Origin of the sequence: Lactobacillus jensenii DSM 20557 (assembly GCF_001436455.1) — a bacterium.
GTDB classification, from domain to species: Bacteria; Bacillota; Bacilli; order Lactobacillales; family Lactobacillaceae; genus Lactobacillus; species Lactobacillus jensenii.
Genome location: NZ_AYYU01000003.1, coordinates 60,807 through 85,745, shown reverse-complemented (window position 1 = coordinate 85,745; position 24,939 = coordinate 60,807). Strand labels below are relative to the sequence as shown.

Here is a 24,939-nt window from a genome sequence, read left to right as displayed (position 1 = left end):
CGAGTTTCTAATTAATATTTTAGCATTCCTAATATTATTCCAAGACCAAATAAATATAGACAAATTACTATTAAATAAAGGCTAAACCATTTTAAAGCCTGTTTTAAAAGCTCTCCTTCATGCCCTTCAAGACCTGTAGATGCAGTAGCAACCGCTATTGATTGTGGAGATATCATTTTTCCTGCTGTGGCACCTACCATATTGGAAGCTACTACCCAGTCAACATTTGCTCCTAATGATTGGGCTGCCGATAATTGCAAATTTCCAAATAATACATTAGCAGAAGTATCTGATCCAGTTATAAAAGTTCCTATTGCACCAATTAATGGAGCTACTAACGGATAAACTGGTCCCATTAAAGCTACTAAGCTAACTGCTAAAGCATTTGTCATTCCGCTATATCCCATTACTTTGGCTAGAGCAACAATCGTGCAAACTGTTAATGTGGTTTTTCCTAATCCTTTAATTGTAACAATAAATATTTTACTTAATTCCTGTAATTTGATTTTTTCAATCAAGCCACCAATAATAGTTGCAATAATTATTAATGTACCCGGCGAAGCTAGATATGCAAACTTAAAACTACCCTTGCCAATTGAAAATTTAATAATGAATTGATTTAAGAGCTGATTAATACTTGGAACAAGTGGAGAAGCTAGTAATACAAATACAAACACTAAAATAAATGGGGACATTGCCTTGAGTACTTGAGCAAATGACTGACTTTTCTCTTTTTTACCCTCAGTTTGCTTTTCATTTTGCTTTCTTAATTTTGCTAAAAAGATAGTCACTACAATACTGAAAATTGCTCCCACAATTGCTGGAAGCTCAGGTCCTACAAATTTTGCAACAATAATTTGAGGTAAGGCAAAGGCAAAGCCTGAAGCCAAGCAAATCCCTGCTACTCCTTTTATTGCTTTAAGACTATTTTCAACTAGAATAACTAAAATAAATGGAATCACCACAATTAACGGAAATAGTTCAAAAGTGACATAAGTGGATAATTCACTACCATTAATTTGGGTAATATTAGCTAAGGTGATAACTGGAAGGCCTATTGCGCCAAATGCTGTAGGAGTGGTATTAGCTATTAAGCATATTACACTTGCCCTAATTGGATCAATTCCAAAAGCTATTAAAATACCTGCAGGAATTGCTACTGCTGTTCCAAATCCAGCAATTGCTTCTAAGAATCCACCAAAGCCCCAGGCGATAATTAACACCAATATACGTTTATCCGTAGAAATTGAACTCAATAAATCCTGAATAACCTTAAGGCTACCCGATTTATTAGTTACATTATAAGTAAACAAAGCTGCCACAATGACATAAATAATTGGAAATAATGCCATTAAAGCTCCCTCTAAGGTAGCACTAAATACATTAATAAGGGGCATATTAAAACTAAACAAGGCTAAAATAATTGTTATAATTAAACCAATCATCGTAGCTTTGGTAGCTGCCATTTTTAAAACACCTAACGAGGTAATTAACCAAATAATTGGAATCAAAGCAAAAATAAATTTAATCCACATACTTACATTCATAATACTGCCTCCATATTTAAAACCCTATAGGTTGATTTTATTATGAAAGCGCTTTAATTGTAAAGTGAAATGTATTAAAAAAATGACGCAAATCTGCGTCATTTCAATGCTTATTTTTTCACAATCTTTGATAAATATACAATCAAATATACTATAACTTCAATTACAGAAATGAAGAAAGTAACTGGCCAATTGGTAATAAAGCCTAAATATAATCCGGCCCAGACACCTATTAATGCTAATCCTACAGACCAAGCTATCATAGCTGGAATCGTTCTTCCTAAATAGCGTGCTGTTGATGCAGGTAAAGTTAATAAAATAAAAACTAACAAAGAGCCTACTACTTGAGATCCAACACTTACAGCCATCGCCATCACAATCAAAAATATTATTCCAACCAGACTAACATTTACATTATGGGCTAATGCCCCAATATGATCAAACGAATCAAAGTTTAGTTGTCTCTGAATTAAGGCAATAATTATTAATACTAATAAAGATAATACAGTTAACTGAATTACCCCTTCTAAATCGACACCAATAATACTTCCAAATAAAATATTAGTTGCATAGCGACTATTAGAACCTGCTAAAGATAAAAATAATACCCCTAATCCAATAAATAAAGCACTAATAGCACTAATGGATGACTCTTTTTGATTAGAATGAATTGATAATTCGCCAACTCCTAAAGAGCCTAACAGTGTAAATAAGAGCATTCCCCAAAGAGGATTAATTCCCATAAATACAGCAAATGCTGCTCCTGCAAAACCAATTTCACTTAAAGTATGGGCTAAAAAGCTAAAACTTCTAGCTACAACATAAACCCCAACCACTCCACAAGTAATTGCAATAAAAGTTGAGGCCCAAAAGGCGTAACGCATAAATTCATATGCAAACATTATTCATACGCCTCCTTAGTTAACTGACTAATTTTATTATGTTCCAATTTTTTATCTTTAAACAACAAGTAGTCCTTCATGTACTTCTTAGCAAGAGGAATATCATGCGTTGTAAATAAAACTGTCAACCCATGCTTTTCATTTAAATGCTTAATGAGAGTCATTAATTCTTCCTTTGCTACTGGATCTAAACTTGCAGTAGCTTCATCTAAAATAATGAAATTTGGCTCATCAAGCAAAGCCTGAGCTAAGTATGCTCGTTGCTTTTGTCCACCACTAGCCTCTCCCATACGGGTATTTTGAATTTCTAGTAAATTCGTTTCCCTTAATATATTATCAACTCTTTTTTTAATAGAGGCTGACTTAAATAAAGGAGTATTCAACTCAATAAAAGCTCTAATACTTAAAGGATAGTCTATATCAATATTCCGAAATTGGGGAACATAACCAATCTTAGTATTCTGAGAGAATTTAAAAGTACCATTAGTAGCTGTTAGCATATTCATAAGAATACGAATTAAAGTTGTTTTTCCTGCACCATTTGGTCCAAGTAAGGCAGTCATTGAGCCTTTTTTTAGTGTGAAATTTAATTTTTTAAAAACAGTCTGATCATCAAACTGCATAGTCAAATTTTCAACTGTTAAAACTTCTCCCATTACTACCTTCCTTTCAATTAAATTTTTGATTTTTATTGATAATTAAAAATCTTATCAGTATATTCCTATTTACTCAACAATGCAATGATTTTTCTTTGAACACTACTATCATCACTTGATCCAATTAATTCATCAGCGGCTTCCTTAGCAACCACTTGTGCTGTTGAAGTAGCAAAACTTTTTCCAACATATTCAAGCATTGCGACATCATTGCCACTATCTCCAAATGCTACCATTTCCTTAGGAGCAATTCCTAATTTTTCTCCCAAAAGCTTGAGTCCCACTGCCTTGTTCATATTTACTTTAGAAACATCGATAGTATATTCAGAACCTGCAACAAAACCTAAATTAGGATATTTCTCTTTCATTTCAGGCACCAAATCTAAAACATTTTTATCTAAAATTACAAAGCTCATTTTAAATAAACGATCAGTAATTTCTTCAAAAGAATCTACTGCTGTCAATTTGTGATAGTACTTTTTCATTTCTTGATAAAGTTCAGTACCATCACTTTTTAAAACATAAGCACTATTCAATCCAGCCCAAACAACAGGATATCTATATTCATTACAAGCTCTTCTTATTTCATTAATTTCTTCAATAGTTAAATCTTCAATTGCCAAAATCTGATTACCTTTAGCAACCAAAGCACCATTTTCTGCTACGAAATATAGGTCATCAATATTATCTGGGAAACGTGTTTTCAAGTTATCATATTGATTACCACTTGCGATAACGAAATTAATATTATTTTTCTTCATCAACGCAATATCTTTTTCAAAAAGATCAACATCATACTTTTTATCAGAGTTCAGCCATGTACCATCCATGTCCGTCGCAATTAATTTAATCATAATTATCCTCCTGCTTACTTACTTTTATTCTATCAAAAAAAGACGCTATCTTAATCGATAGCGTCTAATTTATTTAAATCAACATAAATTATTTGTTTACTGGTTTTTTCCAGAATCCTAAAATAATAGCAGCAACAATTGAACCAATAATTACAGCTAAGAAGTAACCTGGAATGTTAGTAGCAAGTGGGAATACCCAGAAACCACCATGAGGTGCTGGAACACCAACATGAAGGAAACCAACTAAAGCACCCGCAACAGCTGAACCGATAACACTTGATGGAATTACACGACTAGGATCTGCAGCAGCAAATGGAATTGCTCCTTCAGTAATGAATGAGAATCCTAAAATCCAGTTAGTAATACCAGCTTTTCTTTCTTCATCAGTAAACTTATTCTTAAAGAATGCACTAGCAATAGCTGTAGCAAATGGTGCAACCATACCACCAACCATAACAGCTGCCATTAAAATAGCGGCTGTCTTTGAATTAGGGTCATTAGCAAATGCTCCTGAAGCAAAGACATAAGCTGCCTTGTTGAAAGGACCACCCATATCGATTGACATCATACCTGCCAAAATAGCAGTAAGTAATACTAAGTTACCAGTTCCCAAGTGGTTCAAGAATGCTGTAATAGCTCCATTCAATGCTCCAAAAATAGGATTAATAATAAAGTACATGATAAGAGCTACAAACAATAAACCAAAGATTGGGTATAAGAGCATTGGCTTCATACCTTCAACTGATTTAGGCAAGCCCTTGAATAACTTCTTAAGACCTACAACAATGTAACCAGCAATGAAACCAGCAGCAATACCACCTAAGAAGCCGGCAGCAGAATTTGCGCTATGGTTAACACTTGCAACATAAGCTCCACCAAATGAGCCTTTGTAAACAGTTGCCATAAATCCGCCAACAAAACCTGGCATTAGTGCTGGTGCATCCCCAATAGCTTCAGCAATATAAGCTGCAAGAACTGGAACCATGAAGGCAAAGGCCATATTACCAGCATTGTTTAAGAATACAAATGCCTCAGTCTTTGAGCCACCCATATATTGTTCAACTAAGAATGAGATGGCCATCAAAATACCACCACCAATAACGAATGGAAGCATATGACTAATACCATTCATTAATTGTTGGTATACTGCATGCCAACCACTTGCTTTAGCTTCGCTTGCTTCTTCGCCGTTGCCACTATCGTGGTATACACTACCTTTTCCAGCTAAGATATCTTTAACTAATTCTTCTGGCTTGTTAATACCATCAACAACTGGACCAGCAATTAATTCTTTACCATCAAAACGTGCCATCTTAACTTTCTTATCAGAAGCAATGATAACACCCTTAGCGCGCTTAATTTCATCAGCTGTTAATTCATGCTTAACACCTTCTGAACCGTTAGTTTCAATTCTAACTTCAGCACCTAACTTTTCACCGGCCTTAATTAAAGCTTGTTCAGCCATGTAAGTGTGAGCAATACCATTAATACATGCAGTAACACCAACAATTAAAGGCTTATCGCTAGCTTCTTTTGCTGCTTCTTTCTTAGCTGCTGCCTTTTCTGCTGCAGCTTTTTCTTCAGCATCTTTAGCTTCTTCAGCTTTAGTAAAGATATCAATAATTTCTTCAGGCTTAGTAGCTGCCTTTAACTTAGCAATTAAATCAGGATTTACAAGTAAACCTGAAAGCTTAGCTAATGCTTGTAAGTGAGTATTATCTGCACCATCTGGAGCAGTAATCATAAAGAATAAGTGAACTGGCTGGCCATCAAGTGAATTAAAGTCAATACCTTTTTCACTCTTAGCAAACAATACTCTCGCCTTATTAATGCTCTTGTTACGAGCGTGAGGCATAGCAATTCCTTCGCCAATACCAGTAGTAGATTCGTTTTCACGAGCCCAGATTGACTTAACGAATTCTTCTTTATTGTTAACAATACCAGTAGCAACTTCTAAATCAGCCATTTCATTAATAGCTGCTTCTTTGTCAGTTGCCTTTAAGTCCATAATCATTGACTCTGGACTCAAAATATCTTTAATCCGCATATTTTCCCCTCTTTTTCTAAATTTTTATTTTACTTCTTCTACTTTAATTTGTGGTAAAACAGCATCAATTTGACTCTTAACTGCAATATCCTTAGTGAAGGCAGTAGCAGCACCACAAGCCATACCAATTCTAAATGCTTCAACTGGATCTTTAGTTTCAAAATAAGTTCCAACAAATCCAGCAATCATTGAGTCCCCAGCACCAACTGAATTTACTGCTACACCTTTAGCACCAGCTGCATGGTATACACCATCTTGAGTTACTAAGTAACCACCATCTTTTGCCATAGAAATCATGACATTTTGGGCACCCATATCAAGTAATTTCTTAGCATATGTAAGCATATCTTCATTTGAATTAAAAGTTACACCAAATAAATCAGCTAATTCATGATGGTTAGGTTTAATAACAAGTGGTTTATATTCTAAAGTATCAAGTAAAGCTTGACCAGTTGTATCAACTACAAATTCAGCTCCAGCTTCTTTAATAGTTGGAAGCAAGTCTTTATAAAAATCGGCCCCTAAACTTGGAGTTAAACTACCACTCATTACAACAATATCGCCTTCATTTAAATCTGTTAAACGTGACTTAAATGCAGCAATTTCTTGTTCTGTAATTTGTGGACCAGCAGCATTAATTTCTGATTCAACTTCTGCATGAATCTTTACATTAACTCTTGTTGTATCAGAGATTTTTACGAAATCACTAACAATTTGCTTTTTATTAAGTTGGCGAACAAGTTCTGTTCCTGTAAAGCCACCAACAAATCCCCAAGCTGTATTATCAATTTTTAACTGATTTAAAATTTGAGAAACATTAATTCCCTTTCCACCTGCTAAGAATTGACAATCATTTGTCCGGTTAACTTCACCTGTATTTACTTTTTCAAGTTGTAGTACATAGTCAAGTGCTGGATTAACTGTAACTGTATAAATCATTTAGTCAGCCTCCTCATAAACTAAATCATCTGGTAACTTATTTTTTTGGTCAAAAGATAATGGATTAGTAATCAAGGTCACCTCAGATACATGAGCAAATTTAGCAAAATGCTCATCAAATAGCTTTGCCGAATCCATTAATACAAAGACTTGTTTAGCCTGCAATAGTTCTTGACGCTTAATAGCCGCTTCAGCTGGATCGGGAGTAGTAAAATTCCCTGTCTTGCTTAAGCCATTTGCTCCAATAAAAGCAGCTGTAAAATTCAATTCTGAAAGCTGCTTAATTGCAACTTCTCCTACAATAGCATGAGTCTGCTTCTTTAATTTCCCTCCCAAAACTCTTGTAGGAATATCTTCTTTAAGAAGTTCGACAGCTGTATCTAAGCTATTAGTTACTACTGTTAGATCAGCAATCTCTTTTAAAAAAGGGACCATTTCATAAACAGTAGTTCCAGCATCTAAAAATATATAGGATCCAGGTTTTACAAAATTTTGAACCGTATATTTTGCTATTTTTCTTTTTTGCTCAACATTAATTGTGAAACGAATATGTTGAGCAATGTCTCTAATTGACCTATTAACTGCTTGTGCTCCACCATGAACTCTTCGCAATATCCCTAATTGATCCATTTCTGACAAATCACGGCGAATGGTTGATTCTGACGATTGCGTCAATTTACATAAATCAGCAACACGACAGAAATCATGCTGGTCGACGTAATTCTTTATAATCGATTGGCGCTCTTGTGTCAGCATCTTTTTTCACCTCGACTAATATAGTAACCGCTCTCTCAATCAAAATCAATCATTTTCATTCATTTTCTATCACTTTTAGGCAAAATTTTTCTAACAAAAAAGAATACATCCCCAAAGGAATATATTCTTCATTTAATTATTAATCTTGATATAAATACTTGCTTACAGCCTTATCAACTTCCATACCATTTCTAATCTTCAAAGCTAATTCAATCGTTACATCAGCTAAAATAGATTGTGGATCAATTACATTATATGGATGATCTGGTGCTTTTTCTTGGGCTAATGATAATTCAGTACACCCTAGTAAGATTACATTACAACCGTACTCATCATGCATCTTTTGCAAAATTCTGTGGTAGAGTTCTTTATTCACAACACCTTTTTCTTTGATATTATGATAAATCAAATCAGTTACCATTGGCTGAATTTCACTACCGCCAAATTCTACCTCGCGACCCACTTTTTCAATTGACTTTTCATATAGACGATCATAGATTGATCCTTCAGTCGCAATTAATCCTATCTTTTTTTCATTTGGGAATTTTTCCAAAAAAGTATGAATTGCAATGTCCATCATATTTAAAAAAGGGACCTCTGTTAAAGCAGCTAAATCATGATAAAAGTAATGGGCAGTATTACATGGCATTACAAAAAAATCTGGCTTGAGTAAAGATTGTTTTTCAACATCATCTTTTAATGCAAAAAAGAAATTTTCTTTAGTATGATCCTTGATGTAAGCTGTTCTGTCAGGAATTTCAGCATCATTTACTAGGATATAGTTTAAATAATCTTGATCTTTATTAATTTTTACACGGTGATTAATTAAGCGAACATAACTTTCTGTTGCAATAGTTCCCATCCCACCAAGGATAGTAAAAAAGTGTTTCATCCTAATCTACTTTCTATCGATTATTTTTCTAGTTCTTTAATAACATTTCTAGCCACAACAATATCTGATGGGTAAGGAGTGTTTATACCTCTAACTTTTTGGAAAGGATCGGCCCCTTTACCACAAATCAATACAACATCATTTTTACCAGCCATACTAATTGCTTCACGGATTGCTTTTTCACGATCAAGTTCAATAGTTACATCTACCTTAGCGTGATCAATTCCAGCATTAATTTCTTCAGCGATATCCATTGGATCTTCAAAACCAGGATCATCAGTAGTAAGAAAGGCTTTATCCGCAAAAACGCTTAAGCTTTGACTGAAGCCTGGTCGCCGGCTCACTCCCTTATCGCCAGGAGCTCCTACAACAACAATAATTTTAGGATTACTAAATTCTTTCTTCATGAATCCCATTAAAGCCATCATACTTGCCTTATTATGAGCATAATCAACTACAACTAAACCATGGTTTTTAGTTTTCTCAGTTTCCATTCTACCTGGAATAGTGACATGACGAATGCCTTCGGCAGCATGATCGTGATTCGCCCCACCAAGACCTGCTCCAATAATAGCAGCTGTACCATTAATTTCGTTAAAGTCACCAATCATATCTAAAGTATATTCGCCTTCAATAGCTAAGTGCTTGGCCTTATCACTAGCACAGAATAATTGGAACTTAGTTTCAATCAAATCAGTTTCTTCAGATTTAAATAAAAAGTCCACTGGTACTTTTAAATCAGGATTTTCATAGCCTTGTCTACTAAAAAGATAAATACTATCTGGATTAGTAGTTGTTGTAGCAGCAGCATAAACTTCAGAGAAATGATCTGTCTCTGCATTAATAATACACTTCCGTGAATTTACAAGTAATTGTAGCTTGCAGTGCAAATAATCTGCAAAATTAGGGTGTTCATTAGGGCCGATATGATCTGGTGTTATGTTCAAAAAGAAACCTAAATCATAAGTTAAACCAAAAACTCGATTCTTTTTATAAGCTTGTGAGGATACTTCCATAACTAAGTGAGTCATCCCGTTATCTACTGCTCTACGCATATTACGAAATAAATCTAAAGATTCTGGAGTAGTTAAGCTTGATTTGAATGTATCTTCTGGTTTAGGTCCAACTACATCATTAACTGATGAAAATAATGCAGTTTTACCACCATTCATCTTATCAAAAATCCCTTTTAAGAAGTAAGCAGATGTGGTTTTTCCCTTAGTACCAGTGAATGCAACCAAGAATAAATCGTCTTGAGGGAAACGATAAAATGCAGCTGATAATAATGCCATAGCCTTAGTAACATCTCTAACAACTAGAGCGTGCATCCCTTTTCCTTCAGGAAATGGTTGTTCTGCCACATAACAAGTAGCCCCATTGTCTTTAGCCATTGATAAATAAGTTGGTCTAAAGCCTGCTCCCTTACAAAAGAATAAAGTGTTGGTTTGAATATCACGTGAATCATAAGAAATGTAGTCCATTTTCGTAGGTACAGAATCTTGAACTGCACTTGATTTTAATAAGTGATGTTCTTTTAAAATTAAAATACATGTGTTTAAAGAAATACTCATGGTTTAAAACCCCTTAGATTGTTTTCAGACCAAATTATAACACAGTAGTCTTGCTTTCGGGCAAGGCTACCTTAAATGGCAAATGAATAATAAAACTTGTTATTCGTTCATTAGATTCACATGTAATTTTTCCATGATGTAAATCTATGACTTCTTTAACAATTGCTAACCCTAAACCTGTGCCACCAGTTTTAGTATTACGTGAAGTTTCCACTCGATAAAAGCGCTCAAAAATCTTTTGAAGTGCTGCTTTGGGAATAGCTTCACCATTATTTTCTACTCTTATTTCTACTAAATTTGCTTTAATCTTTTTGGCAGATAAGTTAATAAAACTTGCACCATGTCCATATTTCAAAGCATTAGAAATCAAATTATTAAAAACTCTTACTAACTTTTCCGCATCAGCATCAATTACTAAGTCATCTGGATTAGTATTGACATTTAAGGAAATATTCTTTTCTTCAGCTTCTAATTCAAAGCCTGCAGCTACTTGCTCAAGCATTGATGTTAAGTGTAGTGGTGCAAAATTTACTTTTGTTTTTATAGAATTTAAAGTCGTGTAATCAAACAAATCATTGGCTAAAGCTTTCATTTGTCCCGCTTTATTATAGGCAATATCAACATATTTTAACTGATCAGCTGTCAAACTATTATCAGCCTTTAATAACCCTAAATAACCGATAATTGATGTTAAAGGGGTACGAATATCATGAGAAACATTAGTAATCAAATCATCTTTAGATTGTTCTATTTGCCTTTCTTCATTCATAGCATTTACAGTACTATCAACCAAGAAATTTATTGAATCAATCACCTTTTGCAAATCTGTTTTTACTACGAAAGAAATCCGATGATCAAAATGACCCTCAGCTATATAATGCAGTTCTTGAATAACGTGTCGTAATTGCATTTGGTGATAGCGTCTTAACAAGCGCCAATATAGTACTAACATATCTCCACAGCCCATGAAGAAGACAAAAATTCTTTGCCAAGACCAAATATGTAATCCATTTCCTAAAATCAAAGTACTTTTCAAGAAATAAATTCCATTTTCCAAACTTTGATTAGTTAAAATAGCCAAGTTTATTAAGATTATAATTGATAAATTTAAAAGAAGAAGCAGGATAATTGTTACCACTGCTTCCGCAAATAACTCGCTTTTTTCACGCCCAGTTAACTTGACGCGCTTTTTTTTCATGTTTAAGCCTCTACTTTGTAACCTACTCCCCAAACTGTTTGAATAACTTCTTCTCCATCAGTAGCCTTTTGAATTTTATCACGCAAGTGAGAAACGTGGACCATAACAGTTTTAGCTGAAACAACAGACTCTTGTTGCCATACCCTTTCAAAAATTTCATCAGCACTAAATACCCGATTTGGATGGCTAGCAAGTAAATATAAAATACCGAATTCTAATGCTGTCAACTGAATAACATTTCCTGCAATTGTTTTGACTTCATGTGAATCCTTGTTAATTACTAAAGGACCAATTTCCAAAATATCAGGTTTATCACTTGTAACTTTCTTTTGACTACGACGAAGTAATGAACGGACTCTAGCCATAACTTCTAATGGATTGAATGGCTTAACAACATAATCATCGGCTCCAGTAATTAAACCTTGAATTTTGTCCATATCACCAGTTTTAGCTGAAACAACGATAATAGGAATATCTGAATCTTTTCTAAGTTCTTTAATTACGTCAATTCCAGTTATACCTGGCATCATAATATCCAAAATCATCAAACCAATATCAGGCGTCGTTGCAATTTTGGTTAGAGCTTCTTTTCCGCTATATGCAGCAATTGGTTCATAGCCTTCATTTTTGAGGTAAATACTAAGTAATTCAACAATTTCTTTGTCATCATCAACGACTATAATTTTCATAACTTGGAATCCTCTTTTTTTACTTTCTAATAATCTCAATTTATATTGTATCGAATATATAAAAAAGAGCATGTAATTAAGCATGCTCTTTTCATATTCTTAAGATTATTCGATTTCCTTTTTACCAGTGTATAACTCGTAATAGTAACCTTTTTTAGCTAACAATTCTTCATGAGACCCTTTTTCGATAATATGTCCGTGATCAAGAACACAAATCAAATCGGAATTAACAATTGTTGATAAACGGTGAGCAATTACAAAACTAGTTCTACCAGCTAATAAATTATCCATACCCTTTTGGATAATTCTTTCAGTTCTCGTATCGATACTTGAAGTAGCTTCATCCAAAATCATCACTGGTCGATCAGCAATCATTGCTCTCGCAATTGATAATAACTGCATTTGTCCTTGTGACAAGTCACCACCTGAACCATCAATTACCGTTTGATAGCCATTATCAAGCTCATGAATAAATTCATCAGCATGAGCAAGTCGTGCTGCTTGGTAGACTTCATCGTCACTAGCATCTGGATTACCAAAGCGAATATTATCCATGATTGTCCCAGTAAACATGTGCGTATCCTGCAAAACAATTGCAACGGACTTACGCAAATCATCTTTCTTGATATCCTTAACATCGATACCATCGTAGGTAATACTACCACTATTTATTTCATAAAAACGATTAATCATATTAGAAATAGTAGTTTTACCAGCACCGGTTTCACCAACTAAGGCAACTTTCATACCAGGTTTAGCATCAATGTTAATATCATAAAGAATTTGCTTATTTGGAACATAGCCAAAATCAACATGATCAAACTTGATATGCCCCTTAACTGGAACTAATTCATTATTTGCTTTACGCCAATTCCAAGCATTTTTGACGCCAGTTTTATGAGTGATAGTAACGCGACCTTCATCAACTTCAGTAGCTTTATCAAGTACATTAAAGATTCGGTTAGCACCAGCCATTGCCATTACAATTGAGTTTAATTGTTGGGAAATTTGAGCAATTGGCATACTGAATGAACGTGATAATTGTAAAAATGAAGCAATTGCACCCAAAGTTAATGGGAAGAAGCCATTAATTGCACCTAAACCACCAATTAAGGCAATTAAAACGTATGAGATATTCCCAACGTTACCCATAATTGGGAAGAGCACTGTCGCATAAACATTGGCTAAACCAGATGCTTGACGCAATTCATCATTATATTTATCAAAATCGTTCTTAACGTATGGTTCATGACTAAAGACCTTAATTACCTTTAACCCGCTGAGCATTTCCTCATTATAACCATTCATTGCACCTAATTTTTCTTGTTGCAACTTGAAATAATGACCAGACTTTTTAGTTAAGTAACGAACAATTCCAACTGATAATAAGAAAATAACTAAAGTCAAAATTGTTAATTGCCAACTTAAAACTAACATCGAACCTAATACGAAAACAATAGTCAAAGTTGAACTCACAAATTGAGGTATTGACTGTGATATCATCTGCATCAAGGTATCAATATCATTAGTATAACGCGACATAATGTCGCCATATTCATTTTGATCAACATATGCAATTGGTAAATATTGCATATGTTTAAACATCTTATCTCTGATACTCTTTTGCACTTTTTGAGCTAAGACCATCATCAATAAGGTATACAGATAAGTCGTGGCTACCCCAATTAAATAAACTAATGCTAAAAAGCCAAGCGCATTAAACAAAGGGGTAAAATTAGGATTAGCCTGCTTAAGTAAAGGCGTAATATATTTATCAATTAATTGTTGAATAAATAATGAACCATAAACTGTACTAAAGGCACTGACAATGATTCCAATAATTGCTAATGGAAAAGCTACCGGTCCAGTTTTTACAATATACTTAAGTAATCGCCAAAACGTATGCTTTTGATTTTGATTTTTCATCTACTCACCTACTTTTCTTTTTCAGATTGATACTTGTTAAGTGAACTATATAGGTCGTTACGTTCAATAAGTTCATCGTGAGTGCCGATATCTTCAATTCGACCATGATTCATCACAATAATTCGATCAGCATCTTTAATTGAAACAATTCTTTGCGAAATGATAATCTTGGTAGTATTTGGCATATCACGCTTCAAAGCCAAACGAATTTCTTTTTCGGTTTTAGTATCAACAGCTGAAGTTGAATCATCCAAAATTAAGATTTTTGGCTTCTTTAGTAAGGCACGCGCAATTGTAATTCTTTGCTTTTGACCACCAGATACATTGTTACCACCTTGTTCAATCATAGTGTCATATCCATCTGGGAATTCATTGATAAAGCCATCTGCATGAGCCACCTTAGCTGCTGCAATAATTTCTTCATCACTCGCATTTTCATTACCCCATCTTAAGTTATCTTTGATAGAGCCAGAAAATAAAACATTGTTTTGTAAAACCATGGCCACATTATCACGCAAAGTCTTTAAATCATATGAACGAACGTTGTGACCAGCAACTCTTACAGCACCACCAGTGACATCATAAAGCCGTGGAATCATCGCTACTAAAGTAGATTTTGAAGAACCAGTTTCACCAATAATCCCAATAGTTTCACCTGAATGAATATGTAAGTTAATATCAGACAAGGCTAAAACGTCACTATCTTTTTCATACTTAAAGTTAGCATGATCAAATACGATATCACCATTAGTCAAGTCAGTAACTGGGTGCTGCGTTGGCTGAGTAATGGTTGATTTTTCCTCAATTACTTCAGTAATTCTTTTACCACTGGCTTGAGAGATAGTTAACTGGGTAAAAATCATTGATAAAATCATCAAACTGAAGAGCACTGAGTTTGAATATGAAAACATTGATACCAACTGTCCAGTTTGCATTTCATGTCCCACGATCAATTTGGCACCAAACCATGAAAGTAGAAGCATTGAGCCGTTTAATAATAACATCATAACTGGTGCATTTAATGCAATAATCTTTTGTGCACCAGAAAAGAGTTTGTAAATCATATTTGATGATTCAGAAAACTTATCAATTTGCTCTTGCTCATGCACATAAGTTTTAACTTCTCTAACCCCACGAACATTTTCACGAACGGTTTGATTCAACTTATCATAGTTTTTAAAAATCTTGGGAAAGAATGGAAATGCATTCTTAATAATCAAAGCCAATAAGATAGCCATAATTGGCGCAATAATTACAAATTGAATTGCAAGTTTGGCATTAACAACAAAGGCCATAACAATTGAAACAATCAACATCAGTGGAGCTCTAACAGCAATTCTAATTACCATTTGATAGGCCAATTGAATATTGTTAATATCTGTCGTTAGACGCGTTACTAAACTAGAACTTGAAAATTTATCAATATTTTCAAAAGAGAAGTTTTGCGTATTATAAAACATATCTTTTCGCAAGTTGGCCGCAAAGCCAGCTGCTGCTTTAGCTGAGAAGTAACTTGCACCAATACCAAACATTAAAGAGATAAAAGCCATTAATAATAAGAATAGCCCTAATTTAGTTATTAATGAAGTATTCCCCTTCATAATACCGTCATCAATTAGCCATGCCATAACGTAAGGAATAAACATTTCGATGAAAACTTCGACAGTTACGAATATCGGCGAAAGAATCGATTCTTTACGATATTGGCGAATTGACTTCATCAAGGTCTTAATCATATTTGATCCTCTTTTCAATATATTTTTTTATATACAGATTAGTGTACCGCGGTATACTTTTTAGCTCTAAACTAAAGAAAGAAGGCATAAAGCCTTCTTCCTAAAATATCCGCTTATAAGAAAATGATTTTCTCAAAACTTACACTATTTACTTTTTTAATAGATTATCCTTTTATTTAATAAAAGTCAAATAATTTACTCTTTATCTACTTTAGGATTTAAAACACTTGTTGTAATATTGTATTTTTTTCTAAATAAATACCTAGCTCCATAAACAAGTGCTGCCAGTACCAAATTAGCCCAGGCAGGGAGAACAGGATTAATGATTTGAAATGCTTTACTTGAAAAAATAGTAATTACTACGAATAAAACAGCTACCATTGCAATTGTCAATAATGCTATCTTTCCAAATTTTGCTTTTCCACCTGCTACCAACACATCAGTATAATAAGTCATCAAAGTTCCTAAAATCGCTGCAATTGCAACTAATGTCAACAAACCATACTGTGAATTATATTGGTTCTTAGCACCAGCAGTTAAAGCCATAATAGAAATCATTGCAGTAAAGACTACAAAGTATAATAAACCTGAATCAACAGCTCTCATCCAATATTTAGGCTTTTTAGGCTTAATAACTGGATGCAAAATTTCTTCTGCTTTTAAAATTGGTGATTTCTTATACAAGTTACTTGCGGGAATACCTTGCTTTTGGGCAGTTATGATTTCATCCAATAAATCATTGGCTATTTTTGTAGCTTCAGCTTCGCTCTTACCAGCATCCATTAATGCTTTTTCTAAACGAAATACATAATCACTATTTTTGTTAGTTAATTGCTTGCGCATGCTATCTACATCTTGTATTACACTACTAGTTTGCTTTTCTACTTTAGCTTGAGAAGCTTCTTGCTTTTGGGTATTAGCTAAGTTTTTTTCTCTTGTATCCATTTATTTCCCCTTAGACATTAAATCTAAATTCAATAATGTCGCCATCTTGAACAACATAATCTTTTCCTTCTAAGCGCAAGCGTCCCGCTTCTTTAACCTTTTGCATACTTTCATATTTGTCTAAGTCATCAAATGATACAACTTCGGCACGAATAAATCCACGTTCAAAGTCAGAGTGAATAACACCAGCAACTTGTGGAGCCTTCATTCCTTCATGGAAAGTCCAAGCACGTGTTTCAGGGCCACCAGCTGTAAAGAAAGTTCTCAATCCAAGTAAATGATATGCAGCCTTGATTAAACGGTCTAAGCCAGATTCAGTAACACCTTCTGCTTCTAAGAATTCTTGCTTTTCATCATCATCTAAACCAGCTATTTCTTCTTCTGTAGCTGCACTAATCGCAATTGCACCAGCATTTTCACTTTCAGCATGTTTTTTAACAATTTGGAAGTATTTATCACTTTCAGGATCTGCCATTGAATCTTCAGCAATATTAGCCACATAGATTACTGGCTTTGAGGTAAGTAAAAATAACCCTTTAACGATTTTCTTTTCATCATCTTTGAAGTCAATGCTTCTTACAGCTTTTCCTTCTTCAAGAACTGGCTTAATCTTTTCAAGAACAGCAAGTTCAGCTTTAGCATCTTTATCGTTACCTTTAACTAACTTTTCAACCTTACCAATTCTTCGATTTACTGCATCTAAATCTGCAATGGCAAGCTCCAAATTAATTGTATTAATATCTTCTTCTGGATCAACTTTACCAGTTACAGATGTAATATTATCGTCATCAAAAGAACGAACAACATGGATAATAGCATCAGTTTGACGAATATTTTCTAAGAATTTGTTACCCAGTCCTTCTCCTTTTGAAGCGCCTTTAACCAATCCTGCAATATCAGTAAATTCAAAAGTAGTATGAACAATCTTTTTAGCTGGAATTAATTCATCAATTCTTGCTAAACGAGGATCTGGAACTTCAACCATTCCAACATTGGGTTCAATTGTTGCAAATGGGTAGTTGGCCATTTCAGCACCAGCTTTGGTAATAGCATTAAATAAAGTGGACTTACCAACATTTGGTAATCCTACGATTCCGGCAGTTAATGACATTCTTTTTTCTCTCTTTCTTATAAAAATCACTTAGGTATAGCAATATTTTCTTTAGGAAGGTAATGCTCCAATTTTTTATTAACTGGATCATTAGCTTTGGTCAGAATTTTCTTAAGTCTTTTGTTAAAGTCTGCTCGTGGCATCATCAAAATATGACCACATCCCATACACTTAAGGCGAATATCTGCACCTAAACGTAAAACTTCCCAATTATTAACCTGACAAGCATGTGGCTTTTTTAAAAGTACAGTATCAGCTAATTGATATGCCAATTTTGTATCAGTCATCTAAATCAATTCCTAACATTGTCAAAATTCTATTCAAATCATCAGTTGAATTAAAGTCAATTGATAAATGGCCTTTACCTTTTTTACTTTCAGAAATTGAAACAGGACTTCCAAATTTTGTAGATAATCTACTTTCACTTGCTCGAATAAAAGCAGACTTTCTTATCTTATCACTCTTAGAAACTTTATTAGCTTTTTCATTCATTGCACTAACTAAAACTTCTAATTTTCTAACTGGAATTCCTTCTTTAACAACTTTTTTAGCTAAATCATCAATTTTCTCTTTATCTTTTAACCCTAATAAGGTTCTAGCTTGTCCCATTGATAATTCACCATGTTGCAAAAGTTTTTTAGCTTTTTTAGGCAAAGTTAATAGACGTAAGTAATTAGCTATATAAGGGCGAGATTTCCCCATTCTTTTAGAAACTTCTTCTTGAGTTAATCCCAAATTCTTTTGAAGCATTTCATAAGCTTGAGCTTCTTCTAAAGGGGATAAATCTTCACGCTGTAAATTTTCAAGCACTGCAACTTCCATCATTTGAGCTTCATCAAAGTCTCGAATGATAGCAGGGATTGTTGATTTTTTAGCTAGTTTAGAAGCTCTAAATCTCCGTTCACCAGCAATAATTTCATAGCCATCTAAACTTTTACGAACAATAATTGGCTGAAAAACACCATTCTCCTTAATTGAGTCAGATAACTCTTTTAAGCTCTTATCATCAAAGTTCTTTCTTGGCTGATATGGATTAGGCCGAATGTCTTCTAGGCTTAATTCTTCAACTTCTTCTGTACCATCCACACTTTGTACTATTTGAGTTGGAGTATCTTCAAATAAGGCTTCTATTCCGCGCCCAAGGCCACCTTTTTTTCGTAGTTCATTATTTCTTGAGTCTCTTGCCATGAGCTTTTAGCACCTCTCTAGCTAAATCATCATACAACTTTGCACCACGCGACTTAGGATCATATTCAGTAATTGGCTCACCATAACTTGGAGCTTCAGCCAATTTAGTGATTCGCGGAATAATAGTTTTATAAACTTTTTTACTAAAATATGACTGTACTTCTTTAACTACTTCAGCCCCTAAGTTTGTCCGTGCATCAAGCATTGTCAAAAGTACGCCTTCAACATCTAAATCCTTATTAAAGTGTTTTTGAACTAAGCGGATAGTATTAAGAAGTTGGCTTAATCCTTCCATTGCATAGTATTCACTTTGTACTGGAATTAAAATTGAATCACTAGCAGTAAAGGCATTAATTGAAAGCTGGCCAAGTGAAGGCGGGCAATCAATAAAAGCAAAATCGTAATCATTTGCTACTTGATCAAGTGCAGATTTCAACCGAGTTTCTCTGGCCATCATACTAATCAATTCAGTTTCTGCGCCTGATAAATTAATTGTAGCTGGAGCAATATCTAAATTTTTGGTACTTGTATGATGAATAGTATCAGTTATCGGAATCTCATCAACTAATACATTATAAATGTCTTGATGGATAGTCGATTTTTCTATTCCTAATCCACTTGTTGCATTTCCCTGAGGATCAATGTCAATAATTAAGACCCGATATCCTCTATTCGCAATACTTGCAGCCAAATTAATAGTTGTAGTTGTTTTACCAACTCCACCTTTTTGGTTTGCAATTGAAATAATATTGACCATCAATTACATACCCTACTTTCTGTGTAATTCAATTGTTATTTTATACCCATCATCTGTTTTTTCTTCATGGGATTTTACTTGTATACCAGAATCCTTTGCTAATTTAACAGCTTGCTTAATGGTATTAATTTGAACTTTTAAATCCTTGGCTGTTTTTACAACCCGCTTTTTCTCAGGTTCTTTTTTAGCTGGCTTTTTAACTTCTTCAGCTTTTTTAGCAAAGTAACCATCTACATCTTCGCAAATTGCTTCGGTTTCTTTAACACTTAATTTCTTTTGTAATATTTCATGCAAAACATGTGACTGTTCAACTGGTGTTAATCCTAACATTGCCCGACCATGACGAGCCGTAATAGTACCAGATACAAGATATGACTGTACTTCTGGTTCCAGCTTAAGTAAACGTAACTTATTAGCGATGTAAGATTGTGATTTCCCCATATCTTTTGCTAAAGCCGTTTGCGTTAACTCATTTAATTTCATTAAGTCTTCATAAGCTCGAGCTTCATCAATTGGATTAAGATTTTCACGTTGTAAGTTTTCAATTAAGGCCAAACTAGCAGCTTTTTGATCATCCATATTTTGAACAATTGCTGGAATAGTAGTCCAATTAAGACTTTTTGCTGCACGAAAACGGCGTTCACCAGCAATAATTTCATAGTTATCACCTTTTTCTCTTACAACAATCGGTTGAAGTAAACCCTCTTGCTCCAATGTTTGGGCTAATTGTTCAATTGATGCTTCAGAGAATTCATGTCTTGGTTGATAACGATTAGGAATAATTTTACTTAATTCTAAATCTTGAATTTGTTTTTCTTTTGGAATTTCGTTTTTCTTAGAAAAAAAGAATGCCACTGTTCAATTCCTCCATTAATGAAGTGGCTTGCGGTTAGGTGTGCCCGCTTGCCGAGGATATTTTTTCGGAGTTTGTTTTACTTTATTTAGTAAAATTAAAGTCCGTTCTTCATCAGATTCAGGTAATTGTAAACTCTTAGTTGCAGTTATTTGCCCACCAAGAACTGCAATTGCTTTTTTAGCATCTGCTAACTCAGACTCTGCTTTTGGTCCTTTAAGTGCCAAGAATTGACCACCTTTTTTAACTAAAGGAAGACAATATTCGCTCAAAGTAGCCATATTAGCAACTGCTCTAGCCGTTACTAAATCAAATTTTTCACGATATTTTTCATTTTGACCAACATCTTCTGCACGACCATGAATTAATTCCACTTGTTCTAAATCTAAATCTGCTGTTAAATCAGCTAGAAATTTCAATCTTTTATTAAGTGAATCAACAATTGCTAATTGCATTTCTGGGACCAGAATCTTAATAGGAATAGATGGAAAACCAGCTCCAGCTCCAACATCACAAATATGTCCTTTTTTAAAAAGATCTGGATATTCTAAAAAAGGTGTTAAACTATCGTAAAAATGTTTTAAATAGACTTCCTCTAAATCCGTAATTCTGGTTAAGTTAACATATTCATTAACTTCGATCAGCTTTTTATAGTACTTAGAAAATTGATCAATCTGTTTTTGATTTAAAGCAAAGCCTTTTTCAGCTAATTGCTTAATGAAAAGTTCAGGCTTCATTTACCCTCCATGATTTTGTTTCACACTAATCAATTTACTGCGAAATCATACTTTTAGCAAAAAAATATTTTTGTTACTCATCCAATTATGAATTAAATTTTGCTAATCGTCAAAGCATGAAACAATATCATTTTTAAAAATTTTAATCTATAATAGAGCCTTAAAAGGAGATCTAAAATGATTGTTACTATATTAGTTTTACTTTATTTAGGATGGCAAACATATAAAGGTTTTCAAATCGGTTTTACTCGAAAAATCGTAAATTTAATATTATCAGCTGTATTCTTCTCATTAGCTATTATTTTACAAAATCCACTTGGTAATTTTCTTTATAGTCAATATAGTGGACAAAGCACCACAACTGCTTCAAATCAAATGGAATTAATGGCTGCTCGTTTTATTGCCTTTTTCATTATTTTTTATGCAAGCAAACATATAAAAAAGATGTTTAGCAAATGGCTACCAACTAAAAAGAATGAGAAAAATTTTAGCTCATTACTTGATGGTACATTGGGAGCTTTAGCATCATTAATTGCAGCTTACTTATTTGTTTATGTGATTTTATCAATGTGCAATGCTCTTCAAAATCAATGGTTTATTCAGCAAACTGTTGATTCACCATTTCTCCATTTCATTATTTATCAAACTCCTGGTCTATCTAACGGTGTCTTCAATAATCTATTCAGTATCGGAAAAACTGCCGGATAATAAAAAGAAGTAGCAAACGCTACTTCTTTTTATTTACCATCAAAGCCTTCATAGATTACTTCTTCATTTTGATAAACAAAAACCGCACCAATTCGATTTTCATTCAGCCAATTAGCAACTGGCTTTCCAGCAAAGAATAATCTTTTACATTCAATTTCTGCATCTACGCTATTTTTAGTAAATGTAGTTACACCTGCTAGCTTCGTTTCTACCGGATAACCTGTTCTAGGATCAATTAAATGGTGATATTTATGTCCATTTACCTCTAAATAGCGTTCATAAATTCCACTAGTAACGGCCGAGCATTCAGAAACCATTACACTAGTAATATTTTTTCCTCTCTTTTCAATTGGATCTTGAACTCCTAATGACCACTTACCACTTAAGCGTTTAGGACTTGGTCCAACAAATAAAACATTTCCTCCTAAATTAATAATCCCCGCTAATACACCGAAACTCCGCCATTGATCACGAATTCTATCAGCAATCCAGCCTTTAGCAATACCTCCTAAGTCAAGTTCCATTCCTTTTTCTTCCAAAAAGACAGTTTGCTGTTTATCATCCAATACTACTTTTTGGGGATCAATTAATTTCATTTTTTCATCTATTTCAGATTGGCTTGGAACTCGTGCCCCTTTAAAGCCAATATGCCATAATTTTACAACTGGACCAATTAAGGCATTAAATCCAAAATTTTCTAAACTTTTTTCTACAGCAAGCTTTACTAAACTATAAGTTGCGCTAGAAACTTGAACCGGATGAAGCCCAGCTGCATGGTTAATATCCATAACTTCACTTTTATCTCGATTTACAGTGAAAAGATCTTCATAATAATCAATTAATTTAACACTTTGATCTAATATCCAAGTTTGATCTGTGCCAAATAACTGTAAAGTTATTGATGTTCCTAATGCATGGTGTTTTTTAACAACTTGATGAGTTGCAAGGTCTTCAATCATAATAAACTACCTCAATTTATTCTAAATACAACTTTCTAAGCAAGTTAATTAATTCATCACTAACTAATAATTGATTTTTGATATATGAATCAATGCCACCATATTCTTCACACATCGTAATAATCGCATTATCTAAATATTCATCAGCTACTGAACCAAGTGAGCGTAAATTTGCTCTAAAAGCTAAACTACTACCTTTTTCTTTTGCCTCTAAGTCACGTTTAGCCCGATAATCATTGAGCATATAATTTGAGAAAAGGTAATCTTGTCTAATAGTTTCTAAATCAACACCTAAAATATACAAGATGAAAAAGGTTGTTAATCCAGTCCTATCCTTTCCTTCAGAGCAGTGAAAAATAATCGCTCCTTCAGGAGTATTTGCCATCTCTTCTAAAATACTATGAAAAGCACGTTGACTATGAGGGCGGGTAATCATTAGACGATAATTTTCTCTCATGTGTTCAAAGGCAGCTATTGAATTATCATCAAATTTTTTAAATAAGTCTTCAAAACTTGTTCCTGCCTCAGTATTATCTTCTGGAGATATTGAGATATTAAAATGCTTAGTCCCTGAAATAAACGTATCTGGATCTTGTTTACGCTCTTTTTCTGAACGTAAATCAATTACTTTTCTTAATCCATAATTAATTAAGTATTGTTGATCATGCTTAGATAAGTTACAAATTCTCCCGGTTCTAAGTAATCTTTGCATTTTTACTTTATGACCGTCTTTTGTCACATATCCTCCTAAATCACGAGGATTACGAATTGTTTTTAGTGGTAAAACTTTTGCCTGCACAAATATTCTCCTTCGAAAGTAAAACCGGATAGTTGTCTACCCGGTAATTCTACACTTGATTTAGCTTATTATAAAATATTTAGTTTCAGTAAAAAGCAGCTATTTAAAAAGAATCATTTGATTTGAACCAATTATATCCAGTAATGGTAAATCAAAATCTGCTACTTTTCCAACAATATTCACACGCTTATCTTCTGGTAAATCTTTTTTGGCAATTTCTAATTCTCCTTCATAGCGTAAATACTGTTCATTATCACTAGTAATTATACCCTTTGATCTTTTTCCAGCTTGCAATTTAGCTTGTGAAAATAATTGTCTACTCCTACCTTCTTCTAATCTAATAACATCTCTTGATAAATCTGCTCTCTGATGCCAAGAATGCTTAACTAATTGTTCAGTTATGTTATTATTTTCTGTTAAATGAAGTAGAATAGCCTTTTTATTTAAATACTCTGAAAATTGATCAAAACTTTCATTGCTTAAATCACAATCTCCAATAAAGACATAATCTAATCCCATCTTAAATAAAGCAAGACTGGCAAAAAAGCTACTTACATTACGATGCTCCTCTAAAGTAGGTAAGCTTTCAAAAATAGGCGCTCTCTTGATTCCATCACCTGGAGCAAAAGCCATAACTTTAAAGCCATAACTTTTTAGCCATTTATTACGTTCAATCATCCATTCACGATCTAATCCGGTATTAGGACGAGGATAATAATTATGCCAAGCTTCTAAATGGTCAAAATCCGCCTGATTTTCACGCAGACTAATAACATCTTCTTCGCTAATTGTGCTAGCATTTAAAGCTACTCTGAACTCTTTAGATATCTTAGCTATTTCATCGTTATCAAAGCCTGCATCAATTCTAACACCAGTCAGTCCCAAACTTTTTAAACTAGTAAGATCTGCTTCTAATCCTAGTTTTTTCATACCAGCTTTAGAAATATCCCCTACTAACTCTAAGCCCAAATCGTGACACCATTTCTTTAATTCAGTTAATCCCTTTAAGACTTGATCACTATCTTGCTCAGGAGCCTGTAAAGAAGTAAATATTCCTTTAAAACCAACATTTCTCATTTTTAAAATATAATTATGGGTTTGAGCTGTCAAAGGCTCACCTAGATTGATTGAAAATCCTAGCATTTCTCGCTCCAAATTAGATACTCTTT

The 24,939-nt window shown here is 33.7% G+C and carries 24 protein-coding genes; 1 reads left to right on the top strand and 23 read right to left on the bottom strand.

The window, feature by feature from the left end:
* Positions 1–11: 11 nt before the first annotated feature.
* The 20 genes from FC45_RS01665 to rsmG form a co-directional block, all read right to left on the bottom strand.
* On the bottom strand, positions 12–1,535 hold the full coding sequence (locus tag FC45_RS01665; RefSeq protein ID WP_006588763.1) for an L-lactate permease: 1,524 nt from the start codon (positions 1,533–1,535) through the stop codon (positions 12–14).
* Between the two features lie 122 nt (positions 1,536–1,657).
* Positions 1,658–2,449 (bottom strand): metal ABC transporter permease, encoded by a 792-nt coding sequence (locus FC45_RS01660; RefSeq protein WP_006585609.1) that lies wholly within the window; start codon positions 2,447–2,449, stop codon positions 1,658–1,660.
* The gene (locus tag FC45_RS01655) at positions 2,449–3,105 is read right to left on the bottom strand and encodes a metal ABC transporter ATP-binding protein (RefSeq protein ID WP_006585608.1); all 657 of its coding nucleotides are present in this window, start codon (positions 3,103–3,105) and stop codon (positions 2,449–2,451) included. The genes FC45_RS01660 and FC45_RS01655 overlap by 1 nt, the downstream gene beginning before the upstream one ends.
* Before the next feature lie 65 nt (positions 3,106–3,170).
* Positions 3,171–3,959, bottom strand: a complete 789-nt coding sequence (locus tag FC45_RS01650) for a Cof-type HAD-IIB family hydrolase (RefSeq protein WP_006585607.1) — start codon at positions 3,957–3,959, stop codon at positions 3,171–3,173.
* Between the two features lie 88 nt (positions 3,960–4,047).
* Positions 4,048–6,006 carry a PTS fructose transporter subunit IIABC gene (locus tag FC45_RS01645; protein WP_006585606.1) on the bottom strand — a complete coding sequence of 653 codons (1,959 nt, stop codon included), beginning with the start codon at positions 6,004–6,006 and terminating at the stop codon, positions 4,048–4,050.
* A 24-nt stretch (positions 6,007–6,030) separates the two neighbouring features.
* A complete protein-coding gene (gene pfkB / locus FC45_RS01640; protein WP_006585605.1) occupies positions 6,031–6,945 on the bottom strand; it encodes a 1-phosphofructokinase in 915 nt (304 codons plus the stop codon).
* Positions 6,946–7,701, bottom strand: a complete 756-nt coding sequence (locus FC45_RS01635; RefSeq protein WP_006587779.1) for a DeoR/GlpR family DNA-binding transcription regulator — start codon at positions 7,699–7,701, stop codon at positions 6,946–6,948.
* A gap of 139 nt (positions 7,702–7,840) precedes the next feature.
* The gene (locus FC45_RS01630) at positions 7,841–8,593 is read right to left on the bottom strand and encodes an amino acid racemase (protein WP_006585604.1); all 753 of its coding nucleotides are present in this window, start codon (positions 8,591–8,593) and stop codon (positions 7,841–7,843) included.
* A gap of 20 nt (positions 8,594–8,613) precedes the next feature.
* The gene (locus tag FC45_RS01625; protein ID WP_006585603.1) at positions 8,614–10,164 is read right to left on the bottom strand and encodes a UDP-N-acetylmuramoyl-L-alanyl-D-glutamate--2,6-diaminopimelate ligase; all 1,551 of its coding nucleotides are present in this window, start codon (positions 10,162–10,164) and stop codon (positions 8,614–8,616) included.
* Between the two features lie 34 nt (positions 10,165–10,198).
* Entirely contained in the window at positions 10,199–11,362 is a 1,164-nt protein-coding gene (locus tag FC45_RS01620) for a sensor histidine kinase (RefSeq protein ID WP_057706330.1), read from the bottom strand.
* A 2-nt stretch (positions 11,363–11,364) separates the two neighbouring features.
* Positions 11,365–12,051 carry a response regulator transcription factor CroR gene (gene croR, locus FC45_RS01615; RefSeq protein ID WP_006585602.1) on the bottom strand — a complete coding sequence of 229 codons (687 nt, stop codon included), beginning with the start codon at positions 12,049–12,051 and terminating at the stop codon, positions 11,365–11,367.
* A 105-nt stretch (positions 12,052–12,156) separates the two neighbouring features.
* The gene (locus FC45_RS01610; RefSeq protein WP_006588761.1) at positions 12,157–13,977 is read right to left on the bottom strand and encodes an ABC transporter ATP-binding protein; all 1,821 of its coding nucleotides are present in this window, start codon (positions 13,975–13,977) and stop codon (positions 12,157–12,159) included.
* 8 nt (positions 13,978–13,985) lie between these two features.
* Entirely contained in the window at positions 13,986–15,713 is a 1,728-nt protein-coding gene (locus FC45_RS01605) for an ABC transporter ATP-binding protein (protein WP_057706328.1), read from the bottom strand.
* A 195-nt stretch (positions 15,714–15,908) separates the two neighbouring features.
* Positions 15,909–16,658 carry a DUF1129 family protein gene (locus FC45_RS01600; RefSeq protein ID WP_006587775.1) on the bottom strand — a complete coding sequence of 250 codons (750 nt, stop codon included), beginning with the start codon at positions 16,656–16,658 and terminating at the stop codon, positions 15,909–15,911.
* 10 nt (positions 16,659–16,668) lie between these two features.
* Entirely contained in the window at positions 16,669–17,769 is a 1,101-nt protein-coding gene (gene ychF / locus FC45_RS01595) for a redox-regulated ATPase YchF (protein WP_006587774.1), read from the bottom strand.
* Positions 17,770–17,795: 26 nt separating this feature from the next.
* Positions 17,796–18,056, bottom strand: coding sequence for a DUF951 domain-containing protein (locus tag FC45_RS01590; protein WP_006585598.1), 261 nt, complete (start codon positions 18,054–18,056; stop codon positions 17,796–17,798).
* Positions 18,049–18,957, bottom strand: coding sequence for a ParB/RepB/Spo0J family partition protein (locus FC45_RS01585; RefSeq protein ID WP_006585597.1), 909 nt, complete (start codon positions 18,955–18,957; stop codon positions 18,049–18,051). Before FC45_RS01585 ends, FC45_RS01590 begins: the two co-directional genes overlap by 8 nt.
* On the bottom strand, positions 18,935–19,714 hold the full coding sequence (locus tag FC45_RS01580; protein ID WP_006587773.1) for a ParA family protein: 780 nt from the start codon (positions 19,712–19,714) through the stop codon (positions 18,935–18,937). Before FC45_RS01580 ends, FC45_RS01585 begins: the two co-directional genes overlap by 23 nt.
* Before the next feature lie 12 nt (positions 19,715–19,726).
* A complete protein-coding gene (noc, locus tag FC45_RS01575; protein WP_006585596.1) occupies positions 19,727–20,569 on the bottom strand; it encodes a nucleoid occlusion protein in 843 nt (280 codons plus the stop codon).
* A gap of 15 nt (positions 20,570–20,584) precedes the next feature.
* A complete protein-coding gene (gene rsmG / locus FC45_RS01570) occupies positions 20,585–21,304 on the bottom strand; it encodes a 16S rRNA (guanine(527)-N(7))-methyltransferase RsmG (RefSeq protein WP_006587772.1) in 720 nt (239 codons plus the stop codon).
* A gap of 177 nt (positions 21,305–21,481) precedes the next feature.
* Between rsmG and FC45_RS01565 the strand changes: the two genes are divergently transcribed.
* Positions 21,482–22,012, top strand: coding sequence for a CvpA family protein (locus FC45_RS01565; protein ID WP_006587771.1), 531 nt, complete (start codon positions 21,482–21,484; stop codon positions 22,010–22,012).
* 29 nt (positions 22,013–22,041) lie between these two features.
* On the opposite strand, the gene FC45_RS01560 is transcribed toward FC45_RS01565, so the two are convergent.
* From FC45_RS01560 to FC45_RS01550, 3 genes are all read right to left on the bottom strand, one after another.
* Positions 22,042–22,971 (bottom strand): FAD:protein FMN transferase, encoded by a 930-nt coding sequence (locus FC45_RS01560; protein WP_006585594.1) that lies wholly within the window; start codon positions 22,969–22,971, stop codon positions 22,042–22,044.
* 16 nt (positions 22,972–22,987) lie between these two features.
* Positions 22,988–23,770 carry a tyrosine-protein phosphatase gene (locus tag FC45_RS01555; protein WP_006587770.1) on the bottom strand — a complete coding sequence of 261 codons (783 nt, stop codon included), beginning with the start codon at positions 23,768–23,770 and terminating at the stop codon, positions 22,988–22,990.
* Between the two features lie 99 nt (positions 23,771–23,869).
* Complete coding sequence (locus FC45_RS01550; protein ID WP_006587769.1) at positions 23,870–24,913, bottom strand: MupG family TIM beta-alpha barrel fold protein; 1,044 nt, start codon at positions 24,911–24,913, stop codon at positions 23,870–23,872.
* Positions 24,914–24,939: the final 26 nt, after the last annotated feature.